Below are 15,877 nucleotides of genomic sequence, written 5' to 3' on the forward strand. Positions count from 1 at the left end.
TGCCGCCTTGCGGCCACTGCCGTCATTCATTCAGGAGCCAGCCATGGCGCTCAATCTCGCCGACATCCGCCTGGAATACAGCCAGCATGAACTCTCGCCCGACGACTGCCTGCCGGACGCCGTTGCCCAGTTCGAACAGTGGCTGCACGAGGCCATCGCCGCCGAAGTCAACGAGCCGACCGCGATGCACGTCGCCAGTGTCGACGAACACGGCCGGCCATCGGCGCGCATCGTGCTGCTGAAAGGGGTGGAACACGGGCAACTGGTGTTCTATACCAACTACCTCAGCCGCAAGGGCCGCCAGCTGGACGCCAATCCCTACCTCGCGCTCACCTTCTTCTGGCCGGAGCTGGAACGGCAGGTGCGCATCGAGGGCCGCGTGGCGCGGGTGGCGCCGGAGGTGTCCGACGCCTACTTCGCCAGCCGGCCGTACACCAGCCGCATCGGCGCCTGGGCCAGCGAGCAGAGCAGCGTGATCGACAGCAAGACGGTGCTGGTCAGCCGCGCCGCCGGCTTCGGCCTCAAGCACCCGCTGTCGGTGCCGCGCCCGCCGCACTGGGGTGGCTACGCGGTGGTGCCGGACCGTGTCGAGTTCTGGCAGGGCCGCCCCAGCCGCCTGCACGACCGCGTGCTGTACACCCTGCAAGCCGACAGCAGCTGGCTGCGCCAGCGCCTCGCCCCCTAACCCGACATTGGCCGCCTGCGGCCAACCCTGAAGACATCCCATGATCAATAACGACATCCTGCGCAGCGTGCGCTTCATCATCGATTGCCCCGACAACCGCATGCTGGCGATCCTGCGTCACGTCGAGCCGCTGGCCGACGACGACTTCGCGCCGCTGCTGAAGAAGGACGACGACCCGGCGTTCCGCCAGTGCAGCGACGAGCTGCTCGGCGCCTTTCTCGACGGGCTGATCATCGAACGCCGCGGCCGCCGCGACGGCGCACCGGCACCGGCGCCGCTCTTGCGCCTCAACAACAACGAGATCCTGAAGAAGCTGCGCATCGCCTTCGACCTGAAACAGGAAGACATCGAGGCGCTGATGGCGCGCAGCGACTTCAAGGTGTCCAGCAGCGAGATCAGCGCGCTGTTCCGCAAGGCCGACCACAAGCACTTCCGCCCCTGCGGCGACCAGTTCCTGCGCTACCTGCTGAAGGGTCTGGCGCTGCGCGAACGCCCGGACAGCCCGGCACCGGACAAGGCGTAAGAACCTGTTCAAGGTCTGCTGCGCTTCGGCGATACCGCGTTGAAAACGCCTTCGGAATGCTCATTTACCCCACGTAAACTCCGCTTCCTCAGTCGTTTTCGCCTTGTCTCGCTCTAGCTCGCGAGACTTTGAACAGGTTCTAAGCCACCCGCCGCCAGACACGCAGACCGGCAGCAAAAACACTGCGGCCAACCTTGGGCAAGGTTGGCCGCAGTGTCGTTCAGCCGGCGCCGGCGGTCAGCTGCCGCGGGCGCGGCGCACGGTAACGCTCTCGCCGCCTATGCCCCAGTTGTCGGTATCGACCTCGTCGATCACCACCACGGTGGTGGCCGGGTTCTTGCCCAGCACGTCGCGCAGCAGGCCGGTGACGCCGGCGATCAGTTCCGCCTTCTGCTCCGGCGTGGCGCCCTCGCGGGTAATCTTGATATTCACGTACGGCATGGTTTCTCCTCGGTAAGGGTTGGCCGCAAGCCGCGGTCGCGGCCGCTCGCCACAGGCAATGCCGGACGCGCCACCCACCACGCGCCCAGCGACACACTCAACAACGCCCCGGCCAGCGCCGGCGTCAGCGGCTCGTGCAAGAGCGGCACCGCCGCCACCCCGGCCACCACCGGGATCAGCGCCATCAGCGCCGCCACCCGCGACGGCCCCAGCAACGCCACCGCGCGCAGGTAGCACAGCATGGCGACAATCGCCGGGCTGATGCCGTGGAACAGCGCCTGGCCGGCGATCACCGGCCACGCCGTCTGCGCCAGCCCCTTGGGCAGCCACAGCAGGTAGACCGGCAGGTACAGCAGCGCCGACGCCAGCGTGACAAAACTGGTCATCTGCCACGCATCATACGGCCGCCGCTTGGCCAGCAGCGCGTACAGCGCCCACAGCACGCCGGCCAAGAGCAGCATGCCGTCACCCAGCCACTGCCCCGGCGCTGCCTGGCCGGCAAACAGCGGCCACGCCAGCAACAGCAAGCCCAGCGCCATCAGCGCGTAGCCCGGCCACGTCGCGCGTTGCGGCCAACCTTGCCGCCACAACAGCAGCAGCAGGGCGAGCAAAAACGGCTGCAGCCCGGCCACCAGCAGCGCCAGGTGCGCCGCCGGCACCCAGCGCACCGCACCGTAGCACAGCAGGCAGAAGGCGACGCAGCCGATCAGCGCCAGCCCCCACATCCAGCCGTCTCGCCACGCGGCGGCCGGCGGCTTCGGCAGCCAGCACAGCACCGCGCTGGCGGTGGCCAGCCGCAGCGCCAGCACATCAAACGGCGTCAGCGGCGTCTTGCCGCCGAGGCGGGCGATCAGCATGAAGCTGCTCCACAGCAGCACGCAGGCCAGAATGTAGAGGTAACCACGACGCGGGACGGCAGGGGGCATGGCAGGCTTTCGGCAACGACAATCAGGCGCCCACTATGCCGCAGCGCGTTCATCCTGAAAAATGAATTAACATGATCAAAATCATCTCATAGAGAGAACGATCATGGATCTCGGTGACCTTGCCATTTTCCAGGCGGTGCTGCAGGAAGGCGGCATCACCGCCGCCGCGCGCCGTCTGAACCGCGTGCAGTCCAACATCACCACCCGCATCCGCCAGCTGGAAGACGACCTCGGCGTGCCCCTGTTCCAGCGCGAGGGCCGTCGCCTGCAGCCGACGCCGGCGGCGCGCATCCTGCAGGATTACGCCGGCCAGCTGCTGGGGCTGGCGCAGGAGGCGCGCGACGCGGTGATCAGCAACGCGCCGCAAGGCCAGCTGCGGCTGGGGGCGATGGAAAACACCGCCGCGGTGCGGCTGCCGCCGCTGCTGGCCGACTTCCACCAGCGCTATCCGGCGGTGCAGCTGGAGCTGCGCACCGGCGCCACCGCGCGGCTGATCGCCGAGGTGCTGGCCGGCAGCCTCGATTGCGCCCTGGTGTGCGGCCCGGTGGAAGACGCGCGGCTGGAAAGCCAGCCGTTCTGCCGCGAGACGCTGCTGCTGATCGGCGCGCGCGGGCGGCCGCCGCTGCTGGACGACCGGCCGCACACGCTGCTGGCCTTCGACAGCGGCTGCGCCTACCGCCAGCGGCTGGAGCTGTGGCTGCGTCATAGCGGCTGCGCGGTGGACCGCATCGTGGAGCTGGATTCCTACCACGCGATGATCAGCTGCGCCGCCAGCGGCATGGGGCTGGCGCTGGTGCCGCAGGCGTTGCTGGCCTGCATGCCGGCCGGCGACAGCGTGACCTGCCACGCGCTGCCGGACGATATCGCCATCGCCGACACCGTGCTGATCCGCCGCCGCCAGCAGCGCCATGCCGCGGTGGACGCCTTTGCCGCCTTGTTGGCAGCTTGTGCCACCATCGTCGGCGAAAGCGCAGCCTGATGCGCAGTGCGGCGCACGTTTGAGAAAAATCTTTCCAATCAAAAGGATAAGCAGTCGCAGTTGACAAAAATCAACATGTCATCGTCACACCACGGCTAGCATCCGGCCCATTGTTGCCATAACAAGGCTTTTTTATGACAACAACCACCCACCACCACCGGATGTCGCCATGCCCCGTCTGCAACTCGCCGGATTGTCTCTGGCCCAAAAGCTCAGCCTGTTGCTGAGCATCGCCCTTTTCGTGGTTCTCGGCATCGCCGGGATCGTCCTCAGCAGCTGGCTGGGCGAGCGCATGGAGCAGCGCTCGGTCGCCGCCATGAGCCAGACCAACCAGCAGGTGGTAGACACCATCGACGCCTACGCCAGCGTGCTGGAAAACAATGCCCGGACCAGCGCGGCACAGCTGGCGGCCAGCCTGCCGCAGCCGCTGCGCAGCGACAGCAGTGCCCCGGTCAGCGTCAGCGGCGTCAACACCCCGGCGCTGTACGGCGGCGAGCTGCTGCTCAACGGCAACGACGCCCTGGTCGACCGCTTCAGCACCGCCACCCGCGGCGTGGCGACGCTGTTCGTGCGCGAGGGTGACGACTTCGTGCGCGTCGCCTCGTCGCTGAAGAAGGAGGACGGCACCCGCGCCGTCTCCACCCGCCTGGACCACGACCACCCCGCCTACGCGCAGCTGCGCAGCGGCCAGCCCTACACCGGCACCGCCAACCTGTTCGGCCGCGACTACATGACCCACTACCTGCCGCTGAAGGATGGCAGCGGCGCGGTGGTCGGCGCCATGTTCGCCGGCATCGACTACAGCGACGGGCTGCAGGCGCTGAAGCAGAAGATCCTGTCGCTGAAGATCGGCGACAGCGGCTACGTGTACGTGGTGGACGCCCGACAGCGCCCCGGCGAGCTGCTGATCCACCCGTCGGCGGCCGGCAAGAACCTGCTGGACAAGACCGACGCCGACGGCAACCCCTTCATCAAGACCATGCTGGCGCAGAAAAACGGGCAGAGCAGCTACCTGTGGCTGGACCCGGGCGCCAGCGAGCCGCGCCGCAAGCTGGCCACCTTCCTCACCTATGAGCGCTGGGGCTGGCTGGTGGCCACCGGCGCCTACCAGGACGAGCTGGTGCGCGAGCCGCACGAGATGCAGCTGAAGATGCTGCTCGGCACGCTGCTGGTGACGCTGCTGCTGGTGATCCTGGTGTACTTTTCCATGCGCTACTGGGTCAGCCGCCCGCTGGCGCAGCTGGTGGACATCTCGCGCCGCGTCGCCTCCGGCGACCTGACGGTGCGCATCGACAGCAGCCGCCGCGACGAGATCGGCGAGGTGCTGGCCGCCAGCAACCACATGTGCCAGGCGCTGCGCCAGCTGATCAGCGAGGTGAACCAGAGCGTGGACAGCCTGGCGCACAACGCGCACAACCTGGCGGCGCTGTCCGACGACGTGTCCGGCAGCTCGCGCGAGCAGAGCGCGGCGGTGTCGGCGATGGCCGCCTGCGTCGAGGAAATGACGCAGAGCATCCAGCAGGTCAACCAGCACGCCGGCAGCGCACGCGAACTGGCGGTGCAGTCGGACGAGGTATCGCGCAGCGGCGAGGCCACCGTCAGCCGCACGGTGCAGACCATGCGCGAGATCGCGGCGGCGTCGGGCAGCACCGCCGCCACCGTCACCCAGCTGGGCGAGCGTTCGGAGCAGATCAGCCGCGTGGTGACGGTGATCCGCGACATCGCCGAGCAGACCAACCTGCTGGCGCTGAACGCGGCGATCGAGGCGGCGCGCGCCGGCGAGATGGGCCGCGGCTTTGCCGTGGTCGCCGACGAGGTGCGCAAGCTGGCGGAGCGCACCACGCAGTCGACGCTGGAAATCAGCGACACCGTTGGCCGCATCCAGAGCGAGGCGCGCGAGGCGGTGGACAGCATGAGCAGCGGCGTGCTGCAGGTGGAGGCGGGGGTGAAATCGGCCGGCGAGGCCGGCGCCAGCCTGCAGAGCATCCGCGACGGCGCCAAGCAGGTGGAGCTGGCGGTGGCCGGCATCTCCGACGCGCTGCGCGAGCAGAGCACCGCCAGCTTCGACATCGCCCACAACGTGGAGCGGGTGGCGCAGCAGGCCGACCAGAACCACCAGAAGGCGCACGACGCCTCGCTGGCCGCCTGCGAGATGACGGCGATGGCGCAGCAACTGCGGCAGTCGGTGGCACGCTTCCACGTGTAAGCCGCCGCGCACGACAGCAACAAGGCAGCAAAAAGGCGTTACCGCAGCGGTAACGCCTTTTTCATGCGGCCAACGTTGGCCGCAACACTGCGGCGCCGGCGCTCACTTCATGCCCAGCCGCTCCAGCCGGTAGCGCAGCGAACGGAAGCTGACGCCGAGCAGCCGCGCCGCCTGGGTGCGGTTGCCGTCGCTGGCCTGCAGCGCCTTGTCGATGGCGGCGCGCTCGACGCGGTCGAGGTAGTCCTGCAGCGTCTCGCCGCCGTCCTGCGGCTGCGCGCCGGGCAGCGCCGCCTCCGCGCCGCTGGCGCCCAGTTGCAGGTCGCCGGCGCAAATGCAGCCGTCGCTGGCCAGCGCCACCGCCCGCTCCAGGATGTTCTCCAGCTCGCGGAAGTTGCCGGGATAGTGGTAGGCCAGCAGCGCCTGCAGCGCGGCGTCATCCAGCTGCGGCAGCGCGCTGCCGGCGCTGAAACGCTGCAGCAGGCGGGTGACGAACTGCGGCAGGTCGTCGCGCAGCTCGCGCAGCGGCGGCATCGCCAGCCCGATCACGTTGAGGCGGTAGTACAGGTCCTGGCGGAAGCGGCCCTGCTCCACCAGCTGCACCAGATCGTGGTGGGTGGCGCTGAGCAGGCGCACGTCGACCGCCTCTTCCTGCGCCGCGCCCAGCCGGCGCACCTTTTTTTCCTGGATCGCGCGCAAGAGCTTGACCTGCATCGCCAGCGGCAGGTCGGCGACCTCGTCTAGGAACAGCGTGCCGCCGTGGGCGAGCTGGAAGAAACCGTCGCGGTCGGCATCGGCGCCGGTGAAGGCGCCCTTGCGGTAGCCGAAGAACTCGCTTTCCATCAGCGCTTCCGGGATCGCACCGCAGTTCACCGCGACAAAGGGTTGGCTTGCGCGCGCGCTCTGCTCGTGGATCTGCCGCGCCGCCTGCTCCTTGCCGGTGCCGGACTCGCCGCTGATGTGCACCGCCGCCTGCGTGCGCGCCAGCTTGTCTATCATCGCGCGCACGTCGCAGATCGCCGCCGCGCCGCCCAGCAGCCGTGGTTCGCTGCCGCCGGCGGCCGTGGCGACCGGCTCGCGCACCGCCAGCGCCGACTTCACCAGCGCGCGCAGCGCGGCCAGGCTCAGCGGCTTGGCCAGGTAGTCGAAGGCGCCGGCCTTCATCGCCGCCACCGCGTTCTCGGTGCTGCCGTAGGCGGTGATCACCGCCACCGGGATGTCCAGCTGCTGTTGCTGGATGTACTGCACCACCTGCAGCCCTTCGCCGTCCGGCAGCCGCATGTCGGTGAGCACCAGGTCGCAGCGCTCGCGCGCCAGCAGGCGACAGGCGTCGGCGACGTTGGCCGCCGCCAGCACCTGCAGCCCCATCTTGAGCAGGGTCAGCTGCAGCAGCTCGCGCAGGTCCGGCTCGTCGTCAACGATCAGTACGCAGGAAGTGGTCGGGGTCATGGCTTTCCGGGAAGGTCAGTTGAAAGCAGCCGCCGGGCGGCTGGTAGGACAGCTGCGCGCCATTGGCCTGCGCCAGCTCGCGCGCGATGTACAGGCCGAGGCCGGTGCCGCTGCTTTCGGTGGTGAAGAAGGGTTCGAACAGGCGGCCCTGCGCCGCCTCGGACAGGCCAGGGCCGTCGTCCAGCACCGTCAGCCGCTGCGCGGTGGCCACCAGCTGCACCGCGCCCGGCTGCGCGCTGCCGTGGCGGCAGGCATTGGCCAGCAGATTGGTGAGGATGCGCTGCAGGTGGCTGCGGTCGAAGCGCACCGCCACCGTGGCCTCCACCTGCCAGCCGAGGCGACCGTGGTATTCCGGGTGCGCCAGCAGGAAGCTGGCGATCAGTTCGTCGACAAACGGGCGCAGCAGGAACACCTCGCCGTGCACGCGGTCGCGGCGGCCCAGCTGCAGCACCTCGGCCACCAGATGCTCGATGCGCGCGCAGTTGTCGCGCACCATGCAGCTCAGCCGCTGCGTCACCGGCGCCACCGCCTCCTCGCCCAGCAGCTCGGCGGCGTGGCTGATCGCCGCCAGCGGGTTGCGGATCTCGTGCGCGATATTGGCGGTCAGCCGCCCCAGCGCCGCCAGCTTCAGCTGCTGCGCCTCGGCGGCCAGCTGTTCCGCCGGCTGCAGGAACACCACCAGCAGCAGGCTGTCGTCCTCCGCCAGCGGCACCATGCGCCCGATCAGCTGCTGGCCGCGCAGCACCAGGTCGATTTCCTGTTCCTGCAGCGGCATGCCCTGCAGGTGCCAGCGCCGGATCAGCGGTTGCAGCACCGGCTGCAGCCGGTCGCGCTGCAGTTCGCCGAGCAGGCGGCTGGCGGTGGCGTTGAACTGGCGCAGCACGCCCTGCGCGTCCAGCACCAGCACCGCCTCGCGCAGCGCCTGCAGCGCCAGCGCATTGACGCGGTTGAGGCTGGCCAGCTGGCTGCCGCGCAGCGCCGCCAGCAGCTCCGACTGCCGCGCCTTGCGCGACAGCAGCCAGGTGGTGGCGCTGGTGACGAAGCCGGCGATCGCCAGCAGCGCCGCCTGCAGCAGCTGGTTGCTGTCCAGCCCGTCGTGCCAGGCGTTCAGCGCCACGCTGGCGAACAGGCTGAAGGTGGCCAGCGCGGCGTAGAACAGCGCCAGCCGGCCGCTGACCAGCATGCCGGCCACCGCCAGGAAGGGTAGCAGCAGCATGCCGAAGCCGCTTTTCACGCCGCCGTAGAGATGGGTAAAACTGCTGATCAGCACGATGTCGGCGGCCAGCGTCGCCGTCAGCAGCCATGACAGCGGCAACGCCAGGCGGCCGACCACCGCCCCGGCCACTACCAGCGCGGCGTAGGCCAGCGCCCACAGCCACAGCGCAGCGTGATCCAGCGCCTGCGCCGGCAGCACCCACTGCGTCATCAGCAGCAGCACCGCCACCAGCGCGATGCGGAACAGGTTGAAAAAGCGCAGCGCCTTGCGGGTCGACAACAGCGCGGCGGGCGGCGGCGTCATCGCGTTCAGTCCGGCTGGCGGATGGCGCCGACCGTCCATTTCTTCGGCAGCAGCTTGCCCTTGGCGCCGCGCTTGCCGTCGAACTCGGCCAGCGCCAGCTTCTCGTCCGCGCTCTTGCCGCGCACCGACACCGTGGACAGCAGCGCCTTGTCACCGGCCACCAGCCCGATGGCGGTCAGCGCCTCGCCCGCGGCCAGCGACATCAGCATCAGGCCGCGGCCCTTGGCCAGCTCCTTCAGCTCGCCGGCCGGGAACGCCAGCGCACGGCCGCCGTCGCTGGCGGCCACCAGGCGCAGGCCGTCAAGGTTGGCCGCAATGCGCACCGGCGCGAGCACCGTCTCGCCGGCGTCCAGCGTCAGGAAGGCCTTGCCGGCCTTGACGCGGCCGCTCATGTCGCCAAGCTTGGCGATGAAGCCGTAGCCGCCGCTGCCGGCCACCACGTAGCGGGTGGCGTCCGGCGCGGACAACAGCTGCGCCGGCTTGGCGCCGTCCTGCAGCTCGACCAGGGACGCCACCGGCACGCCGTCGCCGCGCCCGGTCGGCACGTCGGCGGGGTCGATGGTGTAGGCGCGGCCGCGGCTGTCGAGCACGATCAGCGACCACACCGTGCGCGTCTCCACCACGGTGTGCAGGCCGTCGCCGTCCTTGAAGGTCAGCGCCGACAGGTCGACGTTGTGGCCGACGCGGGCGCGGATCCAGCCCTTCTGCGACAGGATCACCGTCACCGGCTCGTCGGCGGTGGTCTGCGTCAGCACCGCGCGCTCGGCGACCTTGATCTCGCTGCGGCGCGCGTCGCCGTATTTCACCGCATCGCTGCGGATTTCCTCGGCCATCAGCCCGCGCAGCGCCGCCTCGCTGGACAGCAGGTGGCGCAGGTTGTCGCGCTCCTTGCGCAAGTCGGCCAGCTCCTTCTCCAGCTTGAAGCCTTCCAGCCGCGCCAGCTGGCGCAGGCGGATCTCGAGGATGTCTTCGGCCTGTGCCTCGGACAGGCCGAAGGCCTTGATCAGGTCCGGCTTCGGCTCGTCCGATTCGCGGATCACGCGGATCACTTCATCGATGTGGATGAAGGCGATCATGCGCCCTTCGAGAATGTGGATGCGCTTGTCGACCTGGCCGAGACGATAGTTGAGGCGGCGGGTGATGGTGTGCTGGCGGAAGGACAGCCACTCGGCGAGGATGGCTTTCAGCCCCTTCTGCGCCGGACGGCCGTCCAGGCCGATCATCACCAGGTTCATCGAGGCGTTGCCTTCCAGGCTGGTCTGCGCCAACAGGATGTTGATGAACTCGTCCGGGTCCTGGCGGCTGGATTTCGGCTCGAACACCAGCCGCACCGGCTGCTCGCTGTCGGACTCGTCGCGCACGCGGTCGAGCAGCGACAGCATCAGGCTCTTCAGGTTCTGCTGTTCCTGGGTCAGTGCCTTCTTGCCGGATTTCAGCTTCGGGTTGGTGGCTTCCTCGATCTCGGCCAGCACCTTCTGCGCGCTGGAGCCGGGCGGCAGCTGGCTGACGATGATGCGCCACTGGCCGCGCGCCAGCTTTTCCACTTCCCACTTGGCGCGCACGCGCACGCTGCCGCGGCCAACCTCATAGGCGGCGAGGATGTCGTCGTGGGCGGTGATGATCTGGCCGCCGCCGGGGAAATCCGGCCCCGGCACGTGCTGCATCAGCTCGGCGGTGCTCATGTCCGGATCGGCCAGTAGCGCCAGCGCGGCGGAAGCGACTTCCTTCAGGTTGTGCGGCGGGATCTCGGTGGCCATGCCCACCGCGATGCCGGAGGCGCCGTTGAGCAGCATCATCGGCAGGCGCGCCGGCAGCAACGCCGGCTCCTCGAAGGCGCCGTCGTAGTTGGGCACGAAGTCCACGGTGCCCATGTCGATCTCGCCCAGCAGCAGCTCGGCGATCGGGGTCAGCCGCGCCTCGGTGTAACGCATCGCCGCGGCGCCGTCGCCGTCGCGCGAGCCGAAGTTGCCCTGGCCGTCGATCAGCGGGTAGCGCAGGGTGAAGTCCTGCGCCATGCGCACCAGCGCCTCGTAGGCGGAGCTGTCGCCGTGCGGATGGTATTTACCGAGGATTTCGCCGACCACGCGCGCCGATTTCACCGGCTTGGCGCCGTGCACCAGGCCCATGTCGCGCATCGCGTACAGGATGCGGCGCTGCACCGGCTTCTGGCCGTCGGCCACCTCCGGCAGCGCGCGGCCCTTGACCACGCTCATCGCGTATTCGAGATAGGCGCGCTCGGCGTACAGGTCGAGCGCCAGCTGGCCGTCGTCGTCGACCAGATCGGCCGCCGGCGGCGCGGGCGGGGCAGGGGGCACGCTGGCGTCGGGCAGCGTGCCGGCAAACAGATCGTCGTGATTCATAAGGGTCCGTACGGCGTGCAGTCAGCACATCGTGCTATGGTGTGGGTCACAAAACTGGCAATGGGGCAAATTGTACTATGGCAAGTCAAGTGAAGTGGCACTGCCACGGTTTTGGCGATTTCAGCGTGCAGCAGCTGTACGAGGTGCTGCAGCTGCGCGATCAGGTGTTCGTGGTGGAGCAGCAGTCGATCTACGGCGACCTGGACGGTCTCGACCAGCGCTGCTGGCATCTCAGCGGCCGCGACGGCAGCGAGCAGCTGGTGGCCTACGCCCGGCTGCTGGCGCCGGGCGTCAAGTATCCGGACGCGGTGGCCATCGGCCGGGTGGTGATCGCGCCCTACCGCCGTGGCGGCGGGCTGGGGCGGCAGCTGGTGCAGCAGGCGATCCACCACTGCGAGCAGCTGTATCCGGGGCGCGCCATCATGCTGTCGGCGCAGGCCTCGCTGCAGCGCTTCTACGAGGGTCTCGGCTTCGTGGTGCTGTCCGAGCCCTACGACGACGGCGGCATCCTGCACCTGGACATGCGCCGCCACAACGCCTGCGCCTGACAGGGCGCGGCACGGCCGCCGGCGCAAAGGTTGGCCGCAACCGCGACCGTCTAGCGGTGGCGCGGCATGCCCTCGCCGCAGACATCGTGCCAGGCCATGAACACGGTGACGAACATCACCGGCAGCCACAGCAGCAGGCCAAGGCCGAACGGCAGCAGCGCCAGCCCGAACAGCACCGCCAGGATCAGGCCGCAGTACAGCATCGCGCCCCAGTTCGCCATGCCGGCGCGCGCGCTGTAGCGCATCGCCGGCAGCGGCTCGCCGTCGCGCAGCACGATTTCCGCCGGCGCGAACCAGTAGCTCAGCGACGCGACGAACAGGCTGCCGCCCATCAGCAGCGTCATCAGCAGCATCAGCACCGGCGAGCGCTCGAACGCCTGCCCGGTCTGCAGCGTGTCGCCGAACAGCAGCAACAGCAGCACCGCCATCATCATCAGCAACAGCACCAGCAGGCCGAAGTAGGCGATGCCCAGCATCACCAGCCGCTGCCAGTGCGGCTTCAGCATCAGGAACAGGTCCAGCGGACGCAGCTGCTCGCCGCGCATCGCCTTGGCCGCCGCCAGCACGAAGCCGCCGGCGAACACCGGCACCAGCACCATGCTCAGGAACTGGCCGACCACCGGCAGCGCAGCCACGGTGAGCTGGATCATGCCGTACATCGCGGCAAACAGCAGCCAGGTCAGCGGCTGTTCGCGCACCAGGAAAAACGCATGCTGGATCCAGGTGGCACCCTGGCGAAACGGCACCTTGTGCGGCACCGGAATGGATACGGACTCCACGGCTGACAACTCCCCTGTTGTTGATGTGATGGCCGTCCGCCTGTGCACAGTGGCGGCATAAGCCCCGGCAAATGACTCACCATTGGCATGGTTATACCTGCTGGCACCACCTTTCTGCCGAAAATCACGCCCTTTGCCGTGCCGCAGCCTGCGGCCAACCTTGCCTGAAAAGGCCGAATTCAGCGATAATTCCATGATTTCGCAACGGTTACCCCGTCGGCAAAAGCGATGGCGTCACTGTTGTTCCGGTTCCCTACAAATTGAGGTTCTTCCCGAATGGTCTCCCGAACCGAGCTTGCCAATGCCGTGCGCTTCCTGTCGATGGACGCGGTGGAAAAGGCCAAATCCGGTCACCCCGGCGCCCCGATGGGCATGGCGGATATCGCCGAAGTACTGTGGCGCGATCACCTGAAGCATAGCCCTGTCAATCCAGACTGGTCCAACCGCGACCGCTTCGTGCTCTCCAACGGGCACGGCTCCATGCTCCTCTACAGCCTGCTGCATCTCTCGGGCTACGACCTTTCGATCGACGATCTCAAGAATTTCCGCCAGCTGCACAGCAAGACTCCGGGTCATCCGGAGTACGGCTACGCACCGGGCGTGGAAACCACCACCGGCCCGCTGGGCCAGGGCATCAGCAACGCGGTGGGCATGGCGCTGGCCGAGAAGATCCTCGCCGCCGAATTCAACCGCGACGGTTTCCCGGTTGTCGACCATCACACCTACACCTTCCTCGGTGACGGCTGCATGATGGAAGGCATCAGCCACGAAGCCTGCGCGCTGGCCGGCACCTGGGGCCTGGGCAAGCTGATCGCGTTCTACGACGACAACGGCATCTCCATCGACGGCGACGTCGAAGGCTGGTTCACCGACGACACCCCGGCCCGTTTCGAAGCCTACGGCTGGCAGGTGATCCGCCACGTCGACGGCCACGACGCCGAAGAGCTGCAGATCGCCATCGCCACCGCCAAGAAGGAAATCGCGCGGCCAACGCTGATCTGCTGCAAGACCGTGATCGGCAAGGGCGCACCGAACAAGCAGGGCGGCCACGACGTGCACGGCGCCCCGCTGGGCAGCGCCGAAATCGCCGCCGCGCGCGCCAACCTGAAGTGGGCGTACGAGCCGTTCGTGATCCCGCAGGACATCTACGACGCGTGGAACTACCGCGCCAAGGGTAGCGAGCTGGAAGCCGGCTGGAACCAGCTGTTCGCCGACTACGCCGCCGCGCATCCGGAACTGGCCGCCGAGTACACCCGCCGCATGGCCGGCGAGCTGCCGGCCGGCTGGGACGCGCACGTCGCCGCCAAGATCGCCGCCGCCAACGACAAGGGCGAGACCATCGCCACCCGCAAGGCGTCGCAGAACGCCATCGCCGCGCTGGCCGAAGTGCTGCCGGAACTGCTGGGCGGCTCCGCCGACCTGACGCCGTCCAACCTGACCAACTGGCCGGGGTCGGTTGCCGTCACCGCCGAAGCCGGCGGCAACTACATCCACTACGGCGTGCGCGAATTCGGCATGGCCGCGATCATGAACGGTCTGGCCCTGCACGGCGGCGTGAAGCCGTTCGGCGCCACCTTCCTGATGTTCAGCGAATACGCGCGCAATGCACTGCGCATGGCGGCACTGATGAAGATCAACCCGGTATTCGTGTTCACCCACGACTCCATCGGTCTGGGCGAAGACGGCCCGACCCACCAGCCGGTGGAACAGATCGCCACCCTGCGCCTGATCCCGAACATGGCGGTATGGCGTCCGTGCGACACCGTGGAATCCATGGTGGCGTGGGCCGACGCGCTGGCCGCCAAGGACCATCCGTCGTGCCTGATCTTCAGCCGCCAGAACCTGCCCTTCGTCAGCCGTGACGCGACGCAGATCGCCGGCGTGAAGAAGGGCGGCTACGTGCTGCGCGATGCGGTGAGCCCGCAGGCGGTACTGATCGCCACCGGCTCGGAAGTGGAGCTGGCACTGAAGGCACAGGAAATCCTGGCTGCCGACGGCATCGCCGTACGCGTGGTGTCAATGCCGTGCACCAACGCCTTCGACAAGCAGGACAAGGCCTACCAGGCCAGCGTACTGCCGGCCGGCGTGCCGCGCATCGCCATCGAAGCCGGCGTTACCGACGGCTGGCGCAAGTATGTCGGCCTGGAAGGCGAAGTGATCGGTATCGACCACTTCGGCGAATCCGCACCGGCCGGCGTGCTGTTCAAGGAATTCGGTTTTACCGTGGAAAATGTCGTCGCCACTACCAAGAACGTCATCCGCGCATAACACACCAGGCCGTCCCCGCTAAGAGGGACGGCCGTTTCACATTTTCTTGGGAGAGAAAATTATGACCATCCGCATCGCGATCAACGGCTACGGCCGTATCGGCCGCCAGGCGCTGCGTTCGATCTACGAATACAACCTGCGCAACGATTTCGAAATCGTGGCCGTCAACGCCTCCGGCGACCTGGCCACCAACGCGCACCTGACCAAGTTCGACACCGTGCACGGCCGCTTTGCCGCCGAAGTCAGCCACGACGAAAACACGCTGATCGTCAACGGCGACCGCATCCCGTTCTTCTCCACCCGCAACCCGGCCGAACTGCCGTGGGACGCACTGCAGGTGGATCTGGTACTGGAATGCACCGGTGCCTTCACCAGCAAGGAAAAGTGCCAGGCACACATCAACGCTGGCGCCAAGAAGGTGCTGATCTCGGCCCCGGGCGGCGACGACGTTGACGCCACCATCGTCTACGGCGTCAACCACGACGTGCTGACCGCCGACATGACCGTGGTGTCCAACGCGTCCTGCACCACCAACTGCCTGGCCCCGGTGGCCAAGGCGCTGAACGACGCCATCGGTATCAAGAAGGGCCTGATGACCACCATTCACGCCTTCACCAACGACCAGGTGCTGACCGACGTGCGTCACAAGGACCTGCGCCGCGCCCGTTCCGCCACCGACAACCTGATCCCGACCAAGACCGGCGCCGCCAAGGCCGTCGGCCTGGTGCTGCCGGAACTGAAAGGTCGCCTGGACGGTTTCTCGGTACGCGTGCCGACCATCAACGTGTCGCTGGTTGACCTCACCTTCACCGCGTCCCGCGACACCACCAAGGACGAGATCAACGAGATCGTCAAGGCCGCGTCCGAAGGCAGCATGAAGGGCACGCTGGGTTACAACACCCTGCCGCTGGTTTCCAGCGACTTCAACCACAGCACCGAAGGCTCCATCTTCGACGCCACCCTGACCAAGGTCACCGGCGGCAACATGGTGAAAGTGCTGGCCTGGTACGACAACGAGTGGGGTTTCTGCCAGCAGATGCTGAAGACCGCGCGCGCGATGTTTGCAGCAAAATAAAGCCAGACCATGCCGCCGGCCGCAAGGTTGGCCGCATGCCTGGTAGGGTGGGCCGGACACGTCCGGCCCACACCGTTGTTTGAACGGCAATGCGACGATCTGCCTGCGGGCAGATCGTCGCA

The 15,877-nt window shown here is 68.0% G+C and carries 13 protein-coding genes; 7 read left to right on the forward strand and 6 right to left on the reverse strand.

From position 1 onward, the window contains the following. Window positions 1-43 precede the first annotated feature (43 nt). Together pdxH and NOM55_RS07885 are read left to right on the forward strand one after the other, a co-directional pair. Window positions 44-685, forward strand: a complete 642-nt coding sequence (pdxH, locus tag NOM55_RS07880; RefSeq protein ID WP_255908143.1) for a pyridoxamine 5'-phosphate oxidase — start codon at window positions 44-46, stop codon at window positions 683-685. Between the two features lie 40 nt (window positions 686-725). Beyond that, a complete protein-coding gene (locus NOM55_RS07885) occupies window positions 726-1,208 on the forward strand; it encodes a DUF1456 family protein (RefSeq protein ID WP_255908144.1) in 483 nt (160 codons plus the stop codon). Between the two features lie 237 nt (window positions 1,209-1,445). On the opposite strand, the gene NOM55_RS07890 is transcribed toward NOM55_RS07885, so the two are convergent. After that, the gene (locus NOM55_RS07890; protein WP_047967743.1) at window positions 1,446-1,649 is read right to left on the reverse strand and encodes a 2-hydroxymuconate tautomerase family protein; all 204 of its coding nucleotides are present in this window, start codon (window positions 1,647-1,649) and stop codon (window positions 1,446-1,448) included. Further along, the gene (locus NOM55_RS07895; protein ID WP_255908145.1) at window positions 1,637-2,575 is read right to left on the reverse strand and encodes a DMT family transporter; all 939 of its coding nucleotides are present in this window, start codon (window positions 2,573-2,575) and stop codon (window positions 1,637-1,639) included. The genes NOM55_RS07890 and NOM55_RS07895 overlap by 13 nt, the downstream gene beginning before the upstream one ends. Window positions 2,576-2,678: 103 nt before the next feature. On the opposite strand from NOM55_RS07895, the gene NOM55_RS07900 reads away from it, so the two are divergent. Beyond that, window positions 2,679-3,554: a LysR family transcriptional regulator gene (locus NOM55_RS07900; protein ID WP_255908146.1), complete on the forward strand. Its 876-nt coding sequence runs from the start codon at window positions 2,679-2,681 to the stop codon at window positions 3,552-3,554. A 169-nt stretch (window positions 3,555-3,723) separates the two neighbouring features. Next, the gene (locus tag NOM55_RS07905) at window positions 3,724-5,760 is read left to right on the forward strand and encodes a methyl-accepting chemotaxis protein (protein WP_255908147.1); all 2,037 of its coding nucleotides are present in this window, start codon (window positions 3,724-3,726) and stop codon (window positions 5,758-5,760) included. A gap of 102 nt (window positions 5,761-5,862) precedes the next feature. Here the strand turns inward: NOM55_RS07905 and NOM55_RS07910 are convergent, their stop codons facing one another. Genes NOM55_RS07910 through parC form a run of 3 tightly spaced genes read right to left on the reverse strand, consistent with a single transcriptional unit; the run spans window position 5,863 to window position 11,085 of the window. Further along, window positions 5,863-7,206: a sigma-54 dependent transcriptional regulator gene (locus tag NOM55_RS07910; RefSeq protein ID WP_255908148.1), complete on the reverse strand. Its 1,344-nt coding sequence runs from the start codon at window positions 7,204-7,206 to the stop codon at window positions 5,863-5,865. Then, a complete protein-coding gene (locus NOM55_RS07915; RefSeq protein ID WP_255908149.1) occupies window positions 7,172-8,725 on the reverse strand; it encodes a PAS domain-containing sensor histidine kinase in 1,554 nt (517 codons plus the stop codon). The genes NOM55_RS07910 and NOM55_RS07915 overlap by 35 nt, the downstream gene beginning before the upstream one ends. A gap of 5 nt (window positions 8,726-8,730) precedes the next feature. Then, window positions 8,731-11,085, reverse strand: coding sequence for a DNA topoisomerase IV subunit A (gene parC / locus NOM55_RS07920; protein WP_255908150.1), 2,355 nt, complete (start codon window positions 11,083-11,085; stop codon window positions 8,731-8,733). 77 nt (window positions 11,086-11,162) lie between these two features. Between parC and NOM55_RS07925 the strand changes: the two genes are divergently transcribed. Further along, the gene (locus NOM55_RS07925; RefSeq protein WP_047967737.1) at window positions 11,163-11,633 is read left to right on the forward strand and encodes a GNAT family N-acetyltransferase; all 471 of its coding nucleotides are present in this window, start codon (window positions 11,163-11,165) and stop codon (window positions 11,631-11,633) included. 50 nt (window positions 11,634-11,683) lie between these two features. Here NOM55_RS07925 and NOM55_RS07930 read toward each other — a convergent pair whose 3' ends face one another. Continuing rightward, complete coding sequence (locus NOM55_RS07930; protein WP_255908151.1) at window positions 11,684-12,412, reverse strand: BPSS1780 family membrane protein; 729 nt, start codon at window positions 12,410-12,412, stop codon at window positions 11,684-11,686. Between the two features lie 276 nt (window positions 12,413-12,688). Here NOM55_RS07930 and tkt point away from each other — a divergent pair, with 276 nt between their 5' ends. Then, a complete protein-coding gene (gene tkt / locus NOM55_RS07935; RefSeq protein WP_255908152.1) occupies window positions 12,689-14,680 on the forward strand; it encodes a transketolase in 1,992 nt (663 codons plus the stop codon). A gap of 61 nt (window positions 14,681-14,741) precedes the next feature. Next, window positions 14,742-15,755, forward strand: a complete 1,014-nt coding sequence (gene gap / locus NOM55_RS07940; RefSeq protein WP_255908153.1) for a type I glyceraldehyde-3-phosphate dehydrogenase — start codon at window positions 14,742-14,744, stop codon at window positions 15,753-15,755. Window positions 15,756-15,877 lie beyond the last annotated feature (122 nt).

The sequence above is a fragment of the Vogesella sp. AC12 genome, assembly GCF_024437575.1.
Lineage (GTDB): Bacteria > Pseudomonadota > Gammaproteobacteria > Burkholderiales > Chromobacteriaceae > Vogesella > Vogesella indigofera.